Genomic DNA, 21,723 nt, shown 5'->3' with positions numbered 1-21,723 from the left:
CGTTCCGGTGAACTCGTCGCGTGGTGTAAATTTTCAATGTCCGATTGGCGGCTACTTACTCCGGCAATCCGGCGTTGCGCAGGCCATCGAGCAGAGGTTTGAGCGCATCTCGGTGAGCATAAGGATTCACAGCGATCAGTTCCCGCGATGAGATGCTGGGTCTAAGTTCGCGAGCCTTCGCCAGCGCATGCGCAGCGAGAGCGGCATGGCCGAGATGGTCATGGGCGGCCGCCAGTGTGAGCCAAGCGGGGTGATCCTTTTTTGGCATGTTGTCCAAGGCCGCTACGACTTCGCCATATCTCCTCAGTTCCAACAAGATTTTGGCGCGAATTACCCAGAACCAGTGTGGTGGAAACGGGGTTCTCTTCAGCGCGTCGTCGATTGAAGCCAGAGCCTCCTCCGGCCGGCCGGCGTATCGCAACCAATTCGCTCGGTCCGCGCGAATTTGCGCATCGGCCGGATTGAGAGCGACGGCGCGGTCGAAATGGACGCCGGCCCGTTTGTATTCGCGGAGCCACACCATGACCATGCCGTTGGCGTGGTGGACCGTCGGATCGTTGCTGTCCAACTCCATGGCTCTTTGTGCGGCAAGTGACGCTTCGTGCAGCGTTCGTGGATCGGTGTCGAACCAGTAGCGGCCGAGGAGAGCGATCGCCAGCCAGGCGTGGGCGTGCGCAAAATCGGGATCGATCGCCGTCGCGCGGGAAAAAAGCGGAACGGCCTCCTTCTCCATGTTGGCGTCGGCCAGCTCCCGGCCCTGCAGGAAAAAGTCATAGGCCGTCCAGCTCGACGTTGGCCGCTTGCGCACCTGAAGAGCAGCAGCGGCCACCATTCGCCCCTCGAGCGTCGTCACGATTGCTGCCACGACTTCGTCCTGCACAGCAAAAATGTCGTGGCATTCGCGATCATACCGCTCCGCCCAGACGTGGTTGCCTGTCCTTGCGTCGATCAACTGTGCAGTAATGCGAATCCGCTCGCCCGCCTTCCTCACACTACCTTCGATGACGTAGTTCGCGCCCAGATCGCGGGCGGCCTGCATTGGGTTGATGCCCATCCTGGCAAGATGGAACGAAGCGTGACGCGCCGCGACGGTAAGATTTCTGAACCGCGACAACTCGGTGGTGATGTCCTCCGTGATGCCGTCCGAAAGGTATTGTTGACTGGGATCGCCGCTCAGATTGTCGAATGGCAAAACGGCAATGGAGGGCCTGGCAGCAGACGTCGTTGCGGCCCGCCCGCCCACTTGACCAGTACTCGTTTCCACACGGTAAACCCGCACCGGTCTGACGATATTCTTGAGCGCCACCTCGCCCATGTCCTCGAAGGCAGCGTTGCCTTTGCCTCGCAATTCCTCATGAACCTTGGCCGAGACGCAGACCCCGCCTGGCTCTGCCAAGGCTTCGAGGCGAGCCGCAACGTTCACACCGTCGCCATAGATGTCCGAGCCCTCACCGATCACGTCGCCCAGATTGATGCCGATACGCAGCAATATGCGGCGGTGCTCGGTGACGGATTGGTTGGCCTCCGCCATTTTGGCCTGTAGTTCGACTGCAGCCTCGACCGCGTTCACCGCGCTGGTGAACTCCATCAGCACGCCGTCGCCCATAAGCTTGACGATCCGCCCGCCGCGATCGCGAACGATCGGCTCCAGGATCGCCTTGCGCCGCTCCTTCAGTGCCGCCAGCGTGCCCGCCTCATCCGCCTCCATCATTCGGCTGTAGCCGACCACGTCGGCCACAGCGATGGCGGCAAGACGGCGTCTGACGCGTTCATCAGCCATTAAGTGATCGCCTCACTGGTTGGATCGATGATATTTGCGCCGCACGGAGGAGTCCATCGTGGCCAGCAACGAGAACGGCTACCTGGGTGGAATGATGGTCTCCTACCCCTTTCGGGACATTGAGCCTTCAACAGTCAATGACTGCTTCGGGTCATCAGTGCTGGTGGCCGCGAATGTCGGCTATCGGGCAGAAAAACGGGTTGATGAAGGTCGGCTTGGGGTCACGTCACGACGATGCCCCCACCAACCTGAATGTCCGATCTTGAATATTCGCAGCCCAAAGCTGCCGGTCTGCTCTCGGCCCCATTGCGGTCATTCAAGGGCTTGCTACGGAGTGACCGCTTCTGGCGCGACCTGCTCGTTCTGGCAGATGAGCCGAACAGCAGCGTCGCCGCGTGACGTTCGCGACATTCGCATCGCGGCCGCCTCAAACGGCTTGATGTCGCCTTATTTGGTGTTGGAGCAAGCTATCGTGCTAAGATCGCTGGTCGGCACCGTGCTACCTCTAAGGCAACGCGGCTGCAAGTGCCGGTTCGTACGCATGAGTATACTGCCAAGCTGACCGCAGAAGACAATGCATAGATTTTCTTGCCGCAGATTTTCGCAAAAGCAAGGAGACGTTCATGAGCGCAAGTGGCCGATATCTCCGGAGCCTGATGGCATGCATGCTTGCCTGTGTCTTCTGGGTGGATACCGTTTCAGCGCAGTCGAATACCGCCGGCTGTACGTTCAGACTGGTAGCAGGTACGTCCCGACAAATTCTGAGATGCCGGGAAGGCCTTACCATCATTGCGGAAGATGGCGCTCGTTTTGCACTGGTGGACCGTGATCGAAATGGTAGTGCCGATGCGGTCAGATTACGGCGCAAGGCGCTGTTGCTCGATGCTCCAGCCGGCAGGGTCCGGGGTGGCTTCGCTGTCGTCACCCCGCAGGCGATTGCCGCGGTGCGAGGTACAAAATGGGCAGTCGACGTTGCCCGAGGCAAGACCTCTGTTTTCGTCGTCAAAGGTCGCGTCGCCGTGCAAAGGCCGGCGTCCAATGCTGGCGTAGTCCTCGGGCCGGGCGAAGGCGTCGATGTGGAAGCCGGAACAGGCACACTGACGGTCAAGCGCTGGCCCGCCGCACGTGTTTCGGCTTTGATGGCCCGTTTCGGTCAGTAAGCTAAATGAGCGGGCGAGCGCTTCAGACGCTGATCGCGCTCGTTCTGGCGGGTCTTTGGGGGGCCGGCCTTGGCTTTGCGCACTGGCGCGGCAACATGTGGGGCCTCGATCGCGTCGAAGCGACGATGACGGATCTTCGAACGCTTGTTCGGGGAACCACAAAGCCGCCGGAGCTGATTACCATTATCGCCATAGACGACGAAGCGGTCCGAAACGATGGCCGCTATCCCCTCAGCCGCGCCACGCTTGCCCGAATTGTCGATACGATAGCTCGCTTTGGACCGAAAGCCATTGCGTTCGACCTGCTGCTGGTCGATCCCGGGACAAAAGATGATGATGAGGCGCTCGCGCGTTCGCTGCGTGGGACTTCAAGCGTAATCGCTGCTGCAGCGGTCTACTCGGGAGGTAAACAATCGATTGCAGTCGAGGGCGATGGCCCTCTCGCCCGAGTGCCGAATGCCGAGCGGTTTTTGTGGCCCCTGAAAGCGTTCTCGGATATCGCCGCTGTCGGCGTCGTGAACGTGGTTACCGACTGGACGGGAACGCCTCGGTTCGTCCCGTTGCTGTTTCGGGCCGGAGATCGGACTGAAGCGTCTTTCTCCCTGCGCGTTGCCACCATGGCGGTGGGAGAGGATCCGGGAATAGCGCCCGACTATCTATCTCTGGGCGGACAGCGGATTCGGACGGACATTGGTCACATACTCCCTCTGACATTCTATGGCCCCCGCGGCACGATCCGCACGATCAGCGCCACGACGGTGCTGGGCGGCCAAGTCGATGGCGGCATTATTCGGGATCGAATTGTTGTGATCGGAGCAACTGCAACCGGCGCCGGCGATGTTTTCCCGACACCGTTTGATCCCGTGCTCCCAGGCGTCGAGGTCATGTCGACGGCCATTGCCCATCTGATGACCGGCGACGGCATAGTGCGAGATAAGTACGTTCGCCTTGCAGATGCCGGCTTTGCAGTGGTGCTGCCAGTGGTTCTTGTGGGGCTGTTGGCATGGCGTCGCAACGCCATCGGCCTTGCAGCGATCGTTGGCGTGGTTTTGATCTGGTTCGTGGTCAATATGACCGCATTCTCACACCATATCTGGCTGAGCGCGGCGTTGCCGATGGCCGCCGCCGTTCCGCCGGCTATTTTGTTCGGGGCCGCGCAGCTTTGGTTGGGCAGGAACCAGGCCCAGTATTTCGCCACGCAGAGCGAATTGCTTCAACGAGTTGAGGCCCCGGGCTTTGCGGGGTGGCTCGCTAAGCATGGCGACTTTCTCCTGGAACCTGTCCGGAGGGACGCCGCCATCATATTCATTGACCTGTCCGGTTTCACCGGACTGAGCGAAACATTGGGGCCGAACGCCACACGCGAACTTTTGAACACGTTCCATGCGTTGGTGGACGAAGAGGTGACAAGCTGCGGTGGCGTTGTCACGAATTTCATGGGTGACGGAGCCATGATCCTGTTCGGTCTACCGGAAGCAGCGACAGATGATGCCTTCAATGCTGCCCGCTGCTGCGCAGCGCTCTCCAGCCGTACCAGCAACTGGCTCGTCTCGTTGCCCGCATCAACTGCATCTAGGCTCGGCTTCAAGATCGGAGCGCATTACGGAACAATCGTTGCGTCGAGACTCGGTGGCAAAGGCCGTCAGCACATCGCGACGACGGGTGATACGGTTAACGTCGCCAGTCGCTTGATGGAGATCGCGGCCGACCAAAATGCCGAAGTCGCAGTGAGCGACGAAATGCTGCAAGTCGCCGGCCGCGACTGCGAGTTGTTCAAATCTGGTGCTCTGAGAGGACCTGTGGAAGCACAGGTCCGCGGGCGTTCAGGCTCGCTCGCAATCTGGCTGTGGCAGAGTTCGCAGACGCTGCAGGATACCAGGCCCCATGAACAATGATGGTACCGGAATGTCTGAATGGCGCCCGTTTGGCCGCGACACTTCGAATCCTGCCTGAGGCCTCGGCCAGCCCGAACGGGAGATTCTGAAAAAATCCGCATTGATGGAAGGCAGCTTCGGGTCATGGGCGTGAATTCGGCCGGGTGCGAACGAGCTTCCGCTTAGGGTCGTATCAGGCTGTAGCGCGAACGGCAGGTTTGGAGAAACGCAATGAAGGTCGGCAAATGGCGCAACCGAGCCGTTCGGCCGATCCCCGCCGAATGGCGATCTCCCCACCCGCAGCCGTCGTTCTTCCGAATCCTTTCCGCAACGTATGCTGAACCGAAAGGGGGATTTCGATGCATCGCCTTCTTATCGGCGTGGTCTGTAATCAGGCAGGAACGTAGGTCAACCTGATGACTTCCCCGCCGATTCGCTCGCTGGCCGCAAGGCGGAGCGGTGGCCGAGAGCGGGCGAAGAAGGGCTTGCCGCGACCAAGCACCACGGGGTGAAGGTAGAGGCGGTATTCGTCGATCAGACCCATTTCGGTCAGGCTTTGCGCCAACTCTGGTCCGGAAGCGGAAATCTCTCCTGTTAGCTTGGCCTTTAGCCTGCGTATCACTACCTCGACGTCATCCGCGATAAGCGTGGCATTGGGACCGACCGACTTCAACGAGCGCGATATAACCCATTTCGGCTGGCGCCGCCACGCCGCCGCGAACTCGTGTTGCTCCGTACTCCACTCAGGACGGTCTTCGTCCCAATAGCGCATGGCCTCGTACATACGGCGACCGTACACACTGCCGGTCAGGTCGCGCACGTGCTCTATCCAGTGACGAAAGAGCGCGGGACTTGGCGCAGGCAATTCCTGGTGGTCGACATAGCCGTCGAGGGACTGGTTCATTCCGAATACGATCTTCGCCATGCTGCAAAATCTCCCCGTCGCGTCAGGTATACAAGACGAACGACAGCCAAGCGCCCCGACACATGCCCGAAATTTTTTCTTGTGGGGTCGTTACCCGGTTCTTGTCGCAAAATTCCCGAGTTTTGAATCGGTTTCGCGACTGATATTTGCGACGTCGCAAAACCGGATGTTCTGCGACGATCCGGCGAACAGAATGTTTTTGCGGAAATTTTTACAGCAAGCTAAACCGCGCGCAACGTCCGCGCCGCAGGCGAATATTGCTCTGCAAGATACTTGGGTTCCACATTTGGGTCAGGGGCTGGGCTTCGCGCCCCCCTTTAAACGTCGAATGTCCCTACTGCACCGTCAGCTCGGCTCGCTCGCCGGCTGTGATGGTCACCGTGCTTTCCTTTGAGCTGTTGTCCGACTTCTCCGAGACGACCGCGTAGTCGCCGGCCGGCAGCGCCGCCTGATATTTCTCGTCAAAGGCGTAGCCGAGCGATTTGCGGTTGCCATTGATGTCCTTCTTCGGATCGAAAATCTCGATCTTCGAAGCTCCTGGCGCGGTGATCGCCAGCACGCCGGCATTGATGGCGATCTTCAGATCCTGGTGCTCACCGGCCTTGACGCTGAACGGCTGCTCGACGACGGCAAGGTCGACCGTCGCCGTCAGCACATAATCATCGGGCGGCAGATCGAACTTGCTGTCGGGGCCATAGGCATAAGCCACCTCTTGCCTCGTCCCGTCGATCTTCTTTTTTGCCTTGAACACCTTGAAGCCAATGCCCGAGCCGTCGGCCTTGTCGCCGCCGGCAATGTAGTAGGCGTTGGCAACGACACGGCCGACGCCGACGATGATATCCTTGTCGACGAGCTTGCCGGCAGTGAGCGGGATGGTTTCGGTAACCTCGCCCTGCCCGATCCTGACCGTGACTTTCTGATCGCCGGCCGGCAACACCACCTTGGTGTCGCCATAATAGGTCGCGGGCATTTCAACGCCCGGATAATCGATCACGACAGCTGCACCATCGGCCACATCCGCTCCCTCGCTTGGCCGCGGATGAATGATGAGCGTGCCGGCATCGAGCACGAACAGGGGCTTGTAGACCTGGCCCGCCTCGACCGTGATCTTCTGTTCGGTCCTGGCCTCGCCATGGCGCGCCACGACTGTGTAATCGCCCGGCTCCAAATTGCCTTTATAGGCTCCGTATTCGGTGGCGACGTAATCGCCGCGCGTGCCGTCGGACTTTGCCTTGAAGATCTCCCAGGAATTGCCGTCGGTGACGGGATCGCCGCCATCGGCGAGCACCACGGCGGGGATGAAGTTGAACTCCGGTTTTTCCGGCACGGCGGCCGGCGGCGGCGCTGGCGCTGGTTCGGGCGCCGGTGCAGGTGCGGCGGCGATGGTCTCGACCAGCGCGTCCTGCAGCGCCTTCTCATCCGACGCCTGGATGTATTTGCCGCCGGTGTTGTCGGCGAGGCAAGCAACCTGCTTGCCCTCGTCTGCGGTCAGGCCGAAGCCGACGACGTTTACGGTGAAGTCGACACCGGCAGCCCTCAGTTCCCTGCCGAGCGCGCAGGGGTCGCCTTTGCAGGTCTCGAGCCCGTCAGTGATCAGGATGACGGTGGCCTTGTCCTCGGTGTATTTCAGCGCCTCGGCCGCCTGCCTGACGGCTGATGTCAGCGGCGTCTTGCCGATGAATTTCAGGCTGTCGGCGGCAGTGGAAACAGCAGCTGCCGAGCCGGCCTGCGGCGGCACGATGAGCTCGATGTCCTCGCAACTGCCCTTCTCGCGATGGCCATAGGCCATGAAGCCGATTTCCTTGTCGGCGGGGACCGATTGCAGCACCGTTCGCAGCGATTCGCGGGCGATTTCGAGCTTCGGCTTGCCGTCGATCTGCGCCCACATCGAACCAGAGGCGTCGAGAACGATGACGACACGGTCGGCGGCAAGGCCGAGCGTCGTCATCCACAACAGGAGCGCCGCCGCAACGATGCTCCGTGCAAGTCCCGCCATGAAATCTCCCCCCAGTCAGTGGTCGCCAGTTCGTCGCAGCCAGTCAGCTTCTGCCGGCCAGTCCATGCCCGCCAGTCCGTGCCGCCGGGGGGAAGCTATTTGACGCCGCGTCAGGATACAAGCCCGCGCACCGGGGCACGTGGCGGCGCTGGCTGCGCCAAACCGTTCAATATGTCGTGCGCCGCTCTTCGGAAGGCGGCCGGCCAAACTGCAGCCGATAGCTCTGGGCAAAATAAGAGTGCGAGGTGAAACCGGTGGCGATCGCCACGTCGAGGATCGGCATGTTGGTCTGGCGCAGCAATTCGCGCGCCCGCTCAAGCCTGAGCCGCATGTAATAGCGGCCGGGCGTGACACTGAGGTGGCGCAGGAACAGCCGCTCGACCTGGCGCACCGACAGGCCGGCCGACTTGGCGAGCTGCACCGCCGACAGCGGCTCGTCGAGATGATCGGCCATCAGCTCGACGATGCGCCGCAGCTTCTCCGATTTTCCGGTCAGGTCTCGCTCGGGGCCGACGCGCTGGCGGTCTCCGGCGGAGCGGATGCGCTCGTGCTGGAACTGGTTGGCGACGCCGTTGGCGAGGCTCGAGCCGAAATCGCCGCGCACGATCTCCAGCATCAGGTCGATGGAGGTGGTGCCGCCGGCGCAGGTGTAACGCTTGCGATCGATCTCGAAGACATTGCCGGTGCAGTTGATGTCGGGAAACCGTTCGACGAAGCCGGCGCGGTTTTCCCAGTGGATGGTGCAGCGATAGCCTTCGAGCTGGCCTGCCTCGGCGAGCAGATAGGAGCCGACCGACAGTGCGCCGAGCGCGTTGCCGCGCCGGCCCCAGCTGCGCAGCGCCGCCAGCACCTTGCTCTTGCCGGGAAACTCGGTGGTCAGCCCGACCGAGACGAAAAGAATATCGACCGGCGGCAGATCGGCGACAGCGTAGTCGATCTTGAGCGGCAGGCCGTTGGAGGCCATGACGGCATCGCCGTCGGCCGACACCGTCGTCCAGCCATAGAAGTCGTGGCCGAGCAGCCGGTTGGCCGACCGGAACGTGTCGATTGCGGCGGCCAGCGAGAACATGGAAAACTTGTCGACCAGCAGGAACCCGAACTGCCGGCCGCCGTGAATGGGATCATTGGTGACCGGCCGCTCTAGGGGAACAGTGAGGTTCGGCAAAGCTTTGGGCTTTCCAGGTTCAGAAAGACGGCCGTTTCAATCCGGCCGCGAGATAGGCGGAAGCTAGCGTGTTGGCCATCAGCATGGCAATGGTCATCGGCCCGACGCCGCCGGGCACCGGCGTGATGGCGCCGGCGGTCTTGGCCGCTTCCGCATAGGCGACGTCACCGACGAGACGGGTCTTGCCTTCGCCCTTTTCTGGCGCCGCGATGCGATTGATGCCGACGTCGATGACGGTGGCGCCCGGTTTGACCCAGTCACCCCTGACCATTTCAGCTCTGCCGACAGCGGCAACGAGAATGTCGGCGGTGCGCGCCAGTGCAGCCAGGTCCTTGGTGCGGCTGTGCGCGATGGTGACGGTGCAGTTGGCGGCAAGCAGAAGATTGGCCATCGGTTTGCCGACGATGTTGGAGCGGCCGACGACCACCGCATTGAGCCCGGAAAGATCCTTGCCTCGCACACGCTCGATGAGCAGCATCGAGCCGGCCGGCGTGCAAGGCACGAACGCCGTCTCCAGTTCTCCGGTGCCGAGCTTGCCGACATTGATGAAGTGGAAGCCGTCGACATCCTTTTGCGGCGCTATTGCCTGGATGACCTTGCCCGCATCGATATGGCCAGGCAGCGGAAGCTGCACCAGGATGCCGTTGATGCCGGGATCGGCGTTGAGTTCGCCGATGATGGCAAGCAGTTCCAGTTCGGTCATCTCGGCCGGCAACGTGTGCTGGACCGAATGAAAGCCGCATTCCTTGGCGGTGCGGGATTTGGAGGCGACGTAAACCTGGCTCGCCGGATCCTCACCAACGATGACCACGGCGAGACCGGGCTTGTGCGCGCCCTTTTCCATCAGTTCGATCGTCAGGGCCTTGACGCGCCGCACCACGCCCTCGGCAACGCTTTTTCCGTCAATCAACTCGGCCATCAACCATCCTCAACATCGCTCTGCTTCGGGCGGCATTCTCACGAAAATCCGACCGGGCAATCCCGTCAAAGCGCCGTCTTATGCCGCTAACTCGAAACCGATGGCTTTTATTCTATTCGGCGCTCAGAAATAGCGCCGCGATCGGCTTTCGGTGAGTTCGCGAACCGCTTCGCGGAATTCGCGCAAGCTGGCTCGGATTTCCTCGATGGAGGCTTGCTGTTCAGCGGCTTTCGAAGCCTGATCTGCCTCGTCCGACGATGCTCGCGGATACTGCTGCTGCGGATGAGGCACTTGCCCGGCATGGGGCGGAACGGGCGGCTGGTATGCTTTGTCTTCAATGGGTGTCCGGCGCTCTTCTGTCCGGCGGCGCGGCCGGGAATCGGCAGTTTCGCGCAGGCTCGCATAAGCGCCGCGCATGGCGCCGAGGCCGACACCGGAAGCAAGCCCTGCCAGCAGGCCGGCAAGCACCGTCATGGCGCGCGACGGTCCGTTTGGCTCGAGCGGGGCGAAGGCCTTGGAGATCACGTTGATGTTGGCGGTGTTGATGTCCTTCTGCTCGCCGGTCTCCTTGGCGCGGAGAAGATATTGCTCATAGACGGAGCGTTTGGCGGCGGCCTCGCGCTCCAGTTCGCGCAGCGTGACCAAGTCGCTGTTGACGTCGCCGCTGCGGACCTTCAACTGTGCCAGCCGGGAGGCCAGATCCTGTTCGAGCTGCACGGCGCGCCTCAAGTCGACCTGCAGCGACGAGGCGATGCGGCGCAGTTCCCCGGCGATACGCTCGCGCGATCCGGCAAGCTGGGCATTGAGCGCCTGGAGCTCGGGATGGCGCGGGCCGAGCCGGATCGCGGCGCGGTCGGCCTCCTGCTTGAGCGTCGCATATTGCGAGCGCAGCTCGCTCATGGTGTTGGAGTTGATCTCCTCCGGCAAGGTGCCGCTCAGAACCGAATTCACGTCGATCGAGCGCGCCGACGCCGCGCGGGCGTTAAGTTCCAGCGTGCGCGCGCGGGCGATGGCCAGCTGCTGGTTGAGCTTGAGCATCTCGTCGTCGCTGATCAAATGGCCTTGCGCGTCGACGAGGTCGTGCGCGGTCCTGAAATCCTCGACCTTGCGCTCGGCCACTTCGACGCCCTTGCGCAGCTCGTCGAGCCTGCCCGTCAGCTCGTTGGTCGCGCGGCCAGCGGTGTCGGACTGGATCTGACCGAAGGTCTGCAGAAAAACATCCGTCATCGTGTTGGCGATGAGCGCCGACTTCTCGCCATTTTGCGTGGTGGCGCTGACGGAGATGACAAAGGTCTTGCCGCCGCGCTCGACCGCAAGGCTCTCGGCCAGATTGGCGACGGCCAGCGCACGGCGGCGACCTTCACCGGCAGCCGGCCCGTCATTGCGCGACAGGATCGACCGGATGACCGCCATCATCCCCAGGCCATCGGAACCTTGCCCGTTGAACTCCGGATCATTGATGAGATTGAGCTTGTCGACGACCTTGTTGAGAACGGTGCCGGAGGTGAGCACGCGAACCTGGTTCTCGACGATGGCCAGCGTCGCGTCGGACGCAACCACCGATTGCGTGAGGTCGCGGTCGGTGAGCTTCAGGTCGCGCGGGTCGACGATCAGCTCTGCGGTGGCTTCGTATTTCTTCGGCGTCGACAGCGCGATGGCGACGCCAAGCGTGGCGCCCAGTATCGTCATAGCGACGATCAGCAGCTTCGAGCGGGCAATGCCGCGGACGACCTGCATCGGATCGATCAACGGCTTCCATTCTTGTCTGTCGTTATCCTGACGGGAAGACCGCCGCTCGTCATCTGCATATCCGGGTTCGGGTGCGGCATATCGAGGTTCGGGTGCGGCGTATCGAGGCTCGGCATCGGAACGTCGGCCCTCGGAAACAGCGGCTGCAACCGGCTTCTCCCGCGGCCTGGCTTCCGCATGGTCCGCTTCAACGGGCTCGTCGGTCTCAGGCGGCATCGGGGCGGCCGAGGCCGATGCATCCTCGGCTTGAAACCGGCTTGTTTCATCGTTTGCCGATAACTCCGGAGTCACCCAGCGTTCCGGGGTCGCCGAGGGCTCCGGGTTTGCAGAGAGTTCCGGATCCGCCCGCCCCTCGCGGCGTAAGCGCGCGAGACGATGGCGCGTTGCGGCATCCTCGCGCCATGACGGGTCTGCCCGGTCCCCGATCGCAACCAGCGATGGTTCTTCTTCGCCGCGCAACGCCTGGCCGAGCGCCAGCAAGGACCGCTCGCGCTTCCAATCTTCACGGTTTTGCCTGTTGACCATTGTCGTGGAGCTTGCCCTTTGCGGCTTGGACGCGCGGTCAGCCATTCGTTAAACCACGCTAAACAAGCATAGGAAACAAAAAGTTAATTTGCCTGCCGTGAAGACAGGGTTTCCCTCTTGGGTTGTGCCCTTCCTGCAAGCATCGAAAGCGCACAGAACCGCGCGTTAAACTTTCCGGCCTATGCTGTCTCGACACATGACTCAGGCTGGCAACATCCCGCAAAAACGGCCTCTCGCCCGGATCGGCGCTTTCGTCGCCGAGCGACGGCGGCTGGTTCGCGACTATCTTTCGGCGATCAGCGGCGCGGGCGGGCGGCTGGTGTTTTCGCTCGCCTATTTCATCGCGCTGGCCAACACGCTGTCGATCGCCGAGTTCGGCATGTTCGCCACCGCTTCAGCGGCCGGCGTGATGCTGTCGCGCATCCTGGCATTCGGCTTCATCTCGGCGCTTTACCGAACCGCCACCATCCGCCCCAATCTGATCGGCACCTTCACGGCCGGCTTCCTGCTGTTTGGCGCGATATCGCTGCCATTGCTGGCGGCCGCCTCCTACGGCGTCTACCTGGTCTTCTTTGCCGGCACCGTGCCGCTATCGGTCTTTGCGGCGATCGTGTTTGCCGAGGCGTTGCTGTGGCGGCCGGTCGAGGTGGCGCTGATCGTCAACAACGGACTCGGCAAATTCGGCCGCGCCGCCCTGCTGACGATCCTGGCGACGGCCTTGCGGGCGCTCGGCGCCGTGCTGTTCATGTTCGCGGCGCAGCCGACCATAGGAGCCTGGTCCTGGTACTACATCGGCGCCAACGCCGCCTCGCTGCTCATCGCCTTCGGATTTTTCTATCCGCGACAGCGGCTGCGGCTGCGGCTGGCGCTCTATCTGCGGCGGCTCGCCGATTCCATCTACGTGGCCGGCGCAGAGGTGCTGTTCTACCTGCAGATGGAATTCGACAAGCTGCTGGTGCTGGCGATCGGCGGTCCGCACCTCGCCGGCATCTATGCCATCATCATGCGGCTGGTCGACCTGACGGCGATCCCGATCCGCACCTTCTCGATGATGCTGGTTCAGCGCATGATGCGGGCGCCGGAACTTTTGTCGCGCCTTTCGGTCAAGAGCGGCATCGAAGGCGGCGTGTTCGCGGTCTCGACGCTGGCGCTGGCGACACTCGCCATCGTGCTGCATTTCTTCCCCAACGCGCTGGGCAGGAATGTTGCGGAGGCCGCCCCTTTGGTGGCGCTGGCGATCTGCGTGCCGGGCCTGCGCAATCTCATCGAATACCAGGCCGAGCTTCTGTTCGCGCGCGGCCAGACGCTGGTGCGGGCGATCAACCTGGCGCTGCTTGCCGGGCTGAAGGCGGTGCTGCTGACCTATGTGCTGACCCATATCCTGGACACACGCGATCTGGTGCTGTCGCTCAACGTCGTCTTCCTGCTGCTCTATCTCGCCTCGGCGCTGCTCACCTATTCGGCGATGCGCAGGCCGGCGAAGCCGGTCTAAGGGCAAACATCGGGACTGGCTGTCAAAGATCGAGATACGGGCGGGCCAATCCCAACCCGCCGCATTCTCCATAACTTTATCATTCACAGATGAAGAAGCACGACCAGAGCCGTAGCTCCGCGCTCCGTGCAGATCACGCATGAAAAGCTTTCGCATGAATCCCGCAGCATTTTCCGACGCCGAAACTGCTAGATTCGTTTTTTTCAGAAGATTGGCCGTTTCGCAAGCATCGAGCCATCAGGCCCAATTCAAGGACAATTGCTCACACGCTCTGTCAATTTTGTCTTTGAGGCTTGTGCGTGGTACGATATGGTACAAAGAAGGTGATGTTTGTTTGGACATTACGCGGAGCAACGGTAATTTAGAGTCATCTAATGTATCAAGACTCCGCGCTCCAATCGCTCGAAGAGCACAAAAGTAAGAATGCGAAATTTACGCATTCTCTTGATTTTTCAACCTTTAGCTTTCAACCTCACGAGCAATTTCCGGCTTTCCGTTTCGCCAATCGAGGCGTGATGGACTTGTCAGCCGTGCGGGATTGTCCTCAATCCTTTCCGGCCCGCCAAACGGTGTGGAACCTGGATAGACTCGCTTTTATGCGAACTGAGCTTCCAGGCGAAAATCATGCTCATCGCCAGAAGCATCTGAAAAATGCCGTTCTTGACCATTGGTATGTCACCCTGCCGTTTTGCTTGCCGGGTGAGTGGCATAAAGGCGAGAAAGCTGTGCCTGAGCTGCACTGCCTGGCCAGCCCGTTCGATAGACAAATCAATCACGACGGGGTCCTTACGCTCTTCATCCCAAACGATCTGTTTACCTCGACTGCCGGGCTCCATCGAATGTTGGATGCCAAGTTCGAAGGAGGGCTCGGTAAGCTGCTGGCAGACTACCTGCTTCTTCTCAACCGGTCGCTGGCGGATTTGCAGTCGCCGGAGATACCATACGTCGTCGAGGCAACACGAAGCCTTGTGGCCGTATGTCTCGCGCCCTCCCAGGATCGCTTGAGAGAAGCACAAACCCCAATCGACGCGACATTTCTAGGCCGAGCGCGACGGATGATTGACGGCAGACTTGTGGATCGCCAACTGACGTCCCAAACGCTGTGCGCGGAACTTGGCGTGTCCCGCTCCCGGCTATACAGAATTTTCGAGCCGCTCGGGGGAGTAGCTTCTTACATTCGGAGGCAGCGGCTACTGCGAACGCGGGACGCGCTCTCCGACATTGGCGATACGCGGTCCATATCCCGGATCGCCGAGCAATGGGGCTTCGTTGATGCTTCCAGCTACAGTCGAACGTTCAGGCACGAATTCGGCATTTCACCGAAGGAAGCACGGGATATAGGTTGGGCGAGCGATGGCTTAGTCGTGGCGCAGCAATGCCAGGCACGACACGAAGGGCCGCAAACGCTTTACCAGCTACTCCGCACTGTCGATGGAACCTGACCGGACTGAGCACGAGTCCGCGCAAACGTCAGCTTAGCCGCCTCACGGCGCTCCCAGGCGAGCGATGGTCTTACCTGCAGCATCGACGAGCATCAGATTTCCATCCTGTACCGAATACGCCGCAGTTTGCGAAAGCGCTGCGTGGAAGACCGCCTCTTGAACGGACTTGGCATCTTCGCAGGCCATCATTGTCGATGCCAGCTGGCCAAATCTCATTGTCGTACCTTCTATATCGACGTCGCCGCGAAAAGCGTTGCAGCCACCATTGCCGCTCACCGCGCCATCAGCATCAAAAATAAGCGTCGACGTCACGTTCGTATCGGCCTTCTTGCCCTCCAGCTCTAAAACCCTCCATTCGGTACCTGCCAGCGAGACGCCGGAAGCCTCCTCTGCGTCCTTACTGCCTGCCTGAACGAGGAGGATTGAAAACAATTCTCCCGCTCTCGCCAGATCAAACGGGGTCGGCTCGGCACTGGCGAACCAGGCGGAACCGCCGACCTCAATGCGGGCCTGTATCGCATAGGCCTCTCCGTTCGAGAGTTTGCTTGAATCGACAACCAGGCCAAAGGCAATGGGAACTTGTCCGGCCGGCGCCACCGTAGTTGCGGCCAGGGCGGTTTTTGGCTTGGCCAGATCTATGAATTCCACAAGGAGAATGGCATCTGAGGGTAGCGCAATCCGCTCCCGGTAGAAGGCGCTGCCGGACAGTTTCACATCCGTAGCATACGCGCCATGCGACGCTAGGCAGCACATGGCTGCGGCAACAAGGGCTGACAGCAGCTTCACGGCGTTTCTCCTACTTTGTAACAATGACAAAACTGATTTATCCGCTGACAGGCGTCGTCCCGCGCGTGATGAAAAGGACCTTCAGCCGAGCAACGTCTTCAGGTGTAATGCTCGGCGGATCGGTTACGGCCAGCCACGCATCGATATAGTGCTGCGGTGCAAAGACATGGCCGTAGCCCATTGGAGACGTCGTCGCTATTGCCATATCGACCGTCAGTTGCAGCATCGTGATAAGCGGATACCAGCGAACCTGCTCCGATACGTCGGGTCCGCGCGGCTCTTTCATCCAATCGGGTTCTCGATAAAGCGTGGCGACGTCGAAGAAGGTTATCGGATCGCTGGCGTATTGAAGGTAGACTATCCGGATCGGTCCCCACTCCGCGTCTGGAATGTCCAAGGCATCGTTCTGATTGGTGAACCGGAAGATCGAGCTGTTGCGAAAGCGGGGGAGCCATTCGGGCGATCCGGAATTGCGGCCGTCGGTAACGGATCGCCAGGTGCGGCTTGCGAAAGGTGGCCCGCTCCACAAGGCGCCTTGAAACGGATCTGCGACGACATCGTAAAGGTTCGCCGACTGTTCAGAGTTCATCGCCCCGAGGCTTAGGCCGTGCAAGTAGAGTTTCGGGCGGGCGTCGCGTGGAAGCGAAGACCAGTAGGTGTAGACCTCTTGGAACAGCGCGTCGCCGGCCTCCGCACCGTAGTCCGGCTCGACCAGGAGGGATAACCAGCTGGCGAGGTAAGAGTATTGCATTGCGACGCTCGCGACATTGCCCCTGTGAAGATATTCAACCGGGTCCAGCGCAGCCGGATCAATCATGCCGGTACCAGTCGGCACGATGATGATCAGTATGGATCTCTCGAACGCGCCGGTGCGTTTCAATTCCTGCAAGGCCAGCTTCGCGCGTTCATCCGCAGTGTCGGCCGAACCCATTCCGACATACACCCGAATAGGGTCCGCAGCCCCTTCCCCGAAGAAAGTGGTTATCTCTGCCGCTGTTGGACCGGAACTGACAAACCTGCGGCCCTGCCTGCCGAGTTCTTCCCATGACAGCAAAGAAGCCGCGCTTCCCGTCTTGATCGATTGCGCGGGCCTGCTGAGGTCATCTTCAATGAGAGCATCCATCTCCTGGAACGAAGAATCCAGGATTCGAAGCGTCAGTCTGAAGACCAGTCCCTCGACGACCGACCAGAACAGCGCGACCGCCAGCAGGCCGCCGACAAGATGGGAGACCCGCCTCGGGACGAAGCGCCCAAGCCAGCCGGAGAACACCAGGAAGGTGTGCCTGAAAAGGTGTGCCAACAACATGAGTGTCGCAAATACGACGACAGCGACAATCCCTGTCTTGAGCGGACTCGCGGTGTCCAGCGGAGCGAGATCCATCAAAACGCGGATCGAATTCTGCCATTCCAGAGTTCTCCAAAGGAAGACAGCGGCAATCACAACGCACGTGCCGGCGACTGCAATTCTCGTCGCCTTGAGGGTTCGGTCCCGTAGCTGCGGCAATTCGAGATAGGTCCACAGCGAATAAGCGACGAAGCCGATGCCGTATCCGAGAGCAGCTGAAAGTCCCGAAAGCACACCCTGGACCAGATAGGATCGTGGTATAAGGCTGGGCGTAAGAGAGACCGCGAACGCAAGGGTCGCTACCAGTATCCCTGTCGCGGGGAATGAATGTACGAGCTTGGTCAGGACGCGCAACCCATTGGTCCTCAGCGTTTAACGGACAACAAACTCGTAGGGACGGCGCAACGATCGAGTCCTCAGGCTGTGTGTAACGGCCTCTAGACCTTGGAAAGATAGCCCAAACCATTATCTTCTAAGGCGACGCAGATCGACGACGCGGCCATTGTTCGCGCTCACTGCAATTTCGAAACGGCTTGCGCCGCGCCTGGCGCGATAGACGAAGAACCGCCCGCGGCAATCGACACGTCGAATGTCTCTGAATCCGCGATTGCGCAAGATTCGCTCGCCATCACGACAAGTGATGGCACGGCCATTATTGAGGCTGGTGCCTATATTGATGTTTATCGTGACTGCATGGGCGGGCGTTGGCGAAGCTGCAGGGACAACGAAGCTGAGAGCTAAACCAAAGCAAGCGAACAAAAGACGACGCATAAGACTTCCTCCGTATCGACGGGCTCTTCGAGAACAATTCGTCCTCGGCTGCCTTGTCAAGGCAAAGACGGTGACGGTCCATAATTTAGGGACAACCAGACAAAGTTCAGGACTCTGTGCTCATGACTGGCGCCTTTCTCGGCGCTGCCGTGGCGTACTCACTCTGGGTAAGTTTCACCGCCAACCGGCCCCGCCTTCTTGAAAAGGATGAAATACCAGGGGGTCGCCAGGCTCGGACGGTACCTCGCTGCGCTGGCCGGCAATCTCTCCATTAACGCTGCTTGTATATTCCGCGACCACTTCGCCGAAGCTGTTGCGTTGGATGGCCACCTTTTGTCCGGCTTCGACCTTGTCCTTGAGCTTGACCAGATGCTCGATAAACCCGCCCTGGGTTGCCACGACCCGGAACCGCGCTGTTGCCTAAGAAAACACCCACGTCCTTGCCTGTCCGTCCCATTGGGCCGGCCAGGATGCCGTGATGCTTGAGGACATTCATTGTGCCCTCCACGAACAGGGGGATCATCTCGAGATCCAGGACGCGCGCAGCGCCGACCTCCGGGCAAAAAGACGGGATACCCGCGTCCACAAACGCGTTATGCAGGACACCGGGATATGTATGATTGTCGAAGATCTGGCCGACCGGGTAGAGTTCCACCATCGACCGGATCTCGGGCACATCCATGCTTGCAATATTGAATGCGGTGACTTCGAATCCGCTTGTCCCGGTATGGAAGTCGATCGCCGCGTCGGCGTTCGGCCGCAGCAGCCGGTTGAACAGGAGCCCGGCGTGCCGGCTGGGCGCGGTGAAGCCGTTCTCGTTCCCGGGCCATTCCCGGTTCATGTCGATCAGGCCGGCGCCCCTGCCAGAATTCGGCCATCTGCGCTGCATGCCTTCCATAGCCGGGCGGGCAATGTCCGTGACCGCCATCACCGTGCCCGACATTTCCGCCGGAACGAGCTGGTTCATCACGGTCAGGACCGTATGCACGGAACTCATCTCGTCGCCATGCACACCGCTGGTCAGAACGACGCGCTTGCCCGGCTTTGCCCCCTTGGCGACCGCCACGGACACATACCAATACGGTCCGGTGGGCATCTGCACGCCCTGAAAGTACAAGAGGTGCTTCTGCCCGGCTTCCAGGTCGCTGACGTCGAGCGCACTGACGACCTTTTCCCCCTGGATCACTTCGCCGGTATAGACCGTTCCCTGAGACCCACCGGATGCGGCGTGGGCAGAGGGAGCCGCTACGTCCTGGGCGGTTGCAGAACCAGCGTTGGCCGCGAACGGCCGCCGCGCCAACCGTCGCGATGGATGCTATTATCAGATCGCGACGGTCGAGGCCTTTTTTGGATAGGTCCGACATGATCAAGTCCTTGTGTGTATCAAGGTCGCTTCGGCTTGAGCGGTCATTGATGGAGAAGGAACGCTCGGAGATCATCAGATGGACCGTGACTACAGCTTAGGATGCTTCCGCTTCCGTTGTTGACGATAGCGTCTTCTGGCCGCCTTGCCATTGGCCCAGAATTCCGAAACTGTGCCTCTCGTCCTAACATCGGACGATATTCTCCAAAGCGCTCCTGTTCCCTCGGCCTATCGCCCGATTTCGCCAGCGACGCCGGCATGATGAAGCGTGAGGCCAAGTTAGTTGCCTCAGGCTGTGGCAAGACTGGAAACGGATTTGACATCAGTCAATCGATTTCCCGGCGCTGGGAAAAAGAGACATGGGGCACATAAGCAGGACTCCATGCCGATTTCTTCAGGTGCTGGACGCCCTAAAATACGGCACCCCCTACGCAGCCCTAATGGCTGCCGTCGACAGGAGCCTCCATGTCAACCCTCATCGTCATTGTTTATCCCACCGAGGCGAAGGCTGAAGAAGTCCGCCAAACCCTGCTCGGTCTACAGAAGGAATATGTGATCAAGCTTGGCGACGCTGTCATCGCCACCAAGACCGAGGCGGGAAAGGTCAAGCTGAACCAGCTTATGAACACCACGGCTACCGGCGCCGTTTCCGGCAGCTTCTGGGGATTGCTCATCGGGATTTTATTCCTCAATCCGCTTATAGGCGTGGCGGTTGGCACGGCTTCGGGTGCGCTTGGGGGCGCGTTGACCGATGTCGGCATCAATGATGCCTTCATGAAAGATCTGTCGGCAAGCATCGTGCCAGGCAATGCCGCGCTCTTCCTGCTGATCCAGGAGATGACCGAAGACAAGGTTCTGAAGCAGATCCAGGGCTTCGGTGGAATCGTCCTCAAGACCTCGCTCGACGAGACCAAGGAGCAGGTTCTGCGCGACGCCCTCAAGCGCCATTCCGCAGAAGCCGGTTCGGCGCCGTCGGCGTAGGCGGCATCGCCGCTCCCGTTCGTGCTGGAGAAAGTGACTGTTGTCCCCGACCGAAACTGTCATAGCCATCGCCATCGAGATGCTCTGCGGCGCGGCGGGGGCACTCGCAGTGCGGTGGTGGTGGCCCAGCGTTGAACTCACCAGATCGCAGCCGTTCTGACCGGCATGGCCGGAGGTTTTGCGTTGACCTTCGTAGCTGCGCAGATTCCCGGCATTGGCCACTTGGTTGGGCACGCTGAAAACGCCGCCGATTCCGTCATGCGCGGGCTGGGCGGGCTTACCCCTGCCGTCCTGATCGGGGTCGGCGTATCGGGCCTGCTCGGTGGCGTCGTTCTGATGACTGTTCTCGGTCTAATCCGAGCCCGCGTGAAAGGTTAATTTCCGGGGCTGGCTGCTCTTACTGTCCCTATACACCCTGGGCGCTTTCCACCTCATCGGCGGGGGCGCCTAACAACTGGGCGAGCCATCTGGCTGACGGAGACTGGGCGCAGAAGGTCAGCACGGCAATTGCAATCGGGACCCCGATGAAGGCGCCGAACAGGCCCCAGAGGAACATCCAAAGGAAGACAGAAAACAGCACGAGAAAGGGCGACAGCGCCAACGCCTTGCCCGCCAAACGCGGCTCTACATAACTGCCGATCGCGAACTGGATGAGATTGAGGCAGCCAAAGACGAAAAGTGCGGAATACAGGGATTCGAACTGGGCCAGCGCGTAGAAGGTCGGCAGCAGCGTTGCGACGAACGGGCCGACGAAGGGGATGAAATTCAAAGTGAAGGCGATGACGCCCCACTCCGTGGCAAGCTGCAGGCCAAGCGCCAGGGTAAACACGTAGATCATGCCACCCGTTGCAACGCTCATGATCGTTCGGATCACCAGGTACCGGCGCAGCTTGGCGGCTGTGCGTTCGCCGCCGACGATCAGGATGCGCGCAGCCTCGCCGCTGACGATGCTGGGGATTTTGCGCGCCAGCGGGCCGACCTCGAGCAGGCCGAGCAGCACGTAGATCAGTACCACGATCCAGAACGAGATCGTCGTGTTCAGCCGTGCTGACAGGCTCTGCATCGCCGCCACAACCCAGCGCACATTGAAATGCTCCGCCCATAGGCCGGCAACGGCGATCCCGTGCGTCTCCAGCCAGGCTGTCGCCTGTTCGTAGAGCGTTTGAAGCCGCGGCGTCTCGGTGATGACGGTTCTGCCGATCCGACCGAAACCCCAGGCCACGACGGACGCGAACACGATGAAGACCAGCACGACCAGCGTTACAACAATGGCGAGCGCCAGAAGCTGCGGCAGGCGTGCCTGCAGCCGTTTCTGAACCGGCCAGACGATCGCGATGATAAAGAGCGCGCAGGCGACCGGCGCAATGATCGCGTCGGCGAAATAGAGCGCGGCCAGCAGGAGAATTGCGCAGATGATGCCCAGCAGTACCGGAACCCAGCGGGCATTCAT

16 protein-coding genes are annotated in these 21,723 nt (G+C 60.7%); 6 read left to right on the top strand and 10 right to left on the bottom strand.

Annotation, left to right across the window (positions count from 1 at the left end; genetic code table 11):
* Positions 1-55 precede the first annotated feature (55 nt).
* Positions 56-1,780, bottom strand: coding sequence for an adenylate/guanylate cyclase domain-containing protein (locus AC0L28_RS26625; protein WP_128170137.1), 1,725 nt, complete (start codon positions 1,778-1,780; stop codon positions 56-58).
* 623 nt (positions 1,781-2,403) lie between these two features.
* Between AC0L28_RS26625 and AC0L28_RS26620 the strand changes: the two genes are divergently transcribed.
* Both AC0L28_RS26620 and AC0L28_RS26615 read left to right on the top strand, forming a co-directional pair.
* Entirely contained in the window at positions 2,404-2,940 is a 537-nt protein-coding gene (locus AC0L28_RS26620; protein WP_473481214.1) for a FecR domain-containing protein, read from the top strand.
* Between the two features lie 5 nt (positions 2,941-2,945).
* Positions 2,946-4,835, top strand: a complete 1,890-nt coding sequence (locus AC0L28_RS26615) for a CHASE2 domain-containing protein (protein WP_473481212.1) — start codon at positions 2,946-2,948, stop codon at positions 4,833-4,835.
* A gap of 370 nt (positions 4,836-5,205) precedes the next feature.
* Here the strand turns inward: AC0L28_RS26615 and AC0L28_RS26610 are convergent, their stop codons facing one another.
* From AC0L28_RS26610 to AC0L28_RS26590, 5 genes are all read right to left on the bottom strand, one after another.
* Positions 5,206-5,739 carry a dihydrofolate reductase family protein gene (locus AC0L28_RS26610; RefSeq protein ID WP_473481210.1) on the bottom strand — a complete coding sequence of 178 codons (534 nt, stop codon included), beginning with the start codon at positions 5,737-5,739 and terminating at the stop codon, positions 5,206-5,208.
* 334 nt (positions 5,740-6,073) lie between these two features.
* Positions 6,074-7,735: a vWA domain-containing protein gene (locus tag AC0L28_RS26605; protein WP_473481208.1), complete on the bottom strand. Its 1,662-nt coding sequence runs from the start codon at positions 7,733-7,735 to the stop codon at positions 6,074-6,076.
* A 166-nt stretch (positions 7,736-7,901) separates the two neighbouring features.
* The gene (locus AC0L28_RS26600) at positions 7,902-8,900 is read right to left on the bottom strand and encodes a GlxA family transcriptional regulator (RefSeq protein ID WP_473481206.1); all 999 of its coding nucleotides are present in this window, start codon (positions 8,898-8,900) and stop codon (positions 7,902-7,904) included.
* Positions 8,901-8,919: 19 nt separating this feature from the next.
* Positions 8,920-9,819, bottom strand: coding sequence for a bifunctional methylenetetrahydrofolate dehydrogenase/methenyltetrahydrofolate cyclohydrolase (locus AC0L28_RS26595; RefSeq protein ID WP_473481204.1), 900 nt, complete (start codon positions 9,817-9,819; stop codon positions 8,920-8,922).
* A gap of 123 nt (positions 9,820-9,942) precedes the next feature.
* Positions 9,943-12,093: a GumC family protein gene (locus tag AC0L28_RS26590; protein WP_473481272.1), complete on the bottom strand. Its 2,151-nt coding sequence runs from the start codon at positions 12,091-12,093 to the stop codon at positions 9,943-9,945.
* A 196-nt stretch (positions 12,094-12,289) separates the two neighbouring features.
* Between AC0L28_RS26590 and AC0L28_RS26585 the strand changes: the two genes are divergently transcribed.
* Positions 12,290-13,585 (top strand): lipopolysaccharide biosynthesis protein, encoded by a 1,296-nt coding sequence (locus AC0L28_RS26585; RefSeq protein ID WP_473481202.1) that lies wholly within the window; start codon positions 12,290-12,292, stop codon positions 13,583-13,585.
* Between the two features lie 374 nt (positions 13,586-13,959).
* Entirely contained in the window at positions 13,960-15,027 is a 1,068-nt protein-coding gene (locus AC0L28_RS26580) for a helix-turn-helix domain-containing protein (RefSeq protein ID WP_473481200.1), read from the top strand.
* A gap of 42 nt (positions 15,028-15,069) precedes the next feature.
* Here AC0L28_RS26580 and AC0L28_RS26575 read toward each other — a convergent pair whose 3' ends face one another.
* The 3 genes from AC0L28_RS26575 to AC0L28_RS26565 form a co-directional block, all read right to left on the bottom strand.
* Positions 15,070-15,813: an META domain-containing protein gene (locus tag AC0L28_RS26575; RefSeq protein ID WP_473481198.1), complete on the bottom strand. Its 744-nt coding sequence runs from the start codon at positions 15,811-15,813 to the stop codon at positions 15,070-15,072.
* Positions 15,814-15,850: 37 nt separating this feature from the next.
* Positions 15,851-17,512, bottom strand: a complete 1,662-nt coding sequence (locus AC0L28_RS26570; RefSeq protein ID WP_473481196.1) for an alpha/beta hydrolase — start codon at positions 17,510-17,512, stop codon at positions 15,851-15,853.
* Positions 17,513-18,200: 688 nt separating this feature from the next.
* Positions 18,201-19,229 carry a M14 family metallopeptidase gene (locus AC0L28_RS26565; RefSeq protein ID WP_473481194.1) on the bottom strand — a complete coding sequence of 343 codons (1,029 nt, stop codon included), beginning with the start codon at positions 19,227-19,229 and terminating at the stop codon, positions 18,201-18,203.
* A 528-nt stretch (positions 19,230-19,757) separates the two neighbouring features.
* Here AC0L28_RS26565 and AC0L28_RS26560 point away from each other — a divergent pair.
* Both AC0L28_RS26560 and AC0L28_RS26555 read left to right on the top strand, forming a co-directional pair.
* Positions 19,758-20,273 (top strand): DUF1269 domain-containing protein, encoded by a 516-nt coding sequence (locus AC0L28_RS26560; protein WP_091595172.1) that lies wholly within the window; start codon positions 19,758-19,760, stop codon positions 20,271-20,273.
* Positions 20,274-20,456: 183 nt separating this feature from the next.
* Entirely contained in the window at positions 20,457-20,651 is a 195-nt protein-coding gene (locus AC0L28_RS26555) for a hypothetical protein (RefSeq protein WP_473481192.1), read from the top strand.
* A gap of 28 nt (positions 20,652-20,679) precedes the next feature.
* On the opposite strand, the gene AC0L28_RS26550 is transcribed toward AC0L28_RS26555, so the two are convergent.
* Entirely contained in the window at positions 20,680-21,723 is a 1,044-nt protein-coding gene (locus tag AC0L28_RS26550; protein WP_473481190.1) for an AI-2E family transporter, read from the bottom strand.

The sequence above is a fragment of the Mesorhizobium sp. WSM4847 genome (assembly GCF_055811335.1).
Note: the sequence above shows the minus strand (reverse complement) of the source record. Positions and strands in the feature narration are given on the sequence as shown.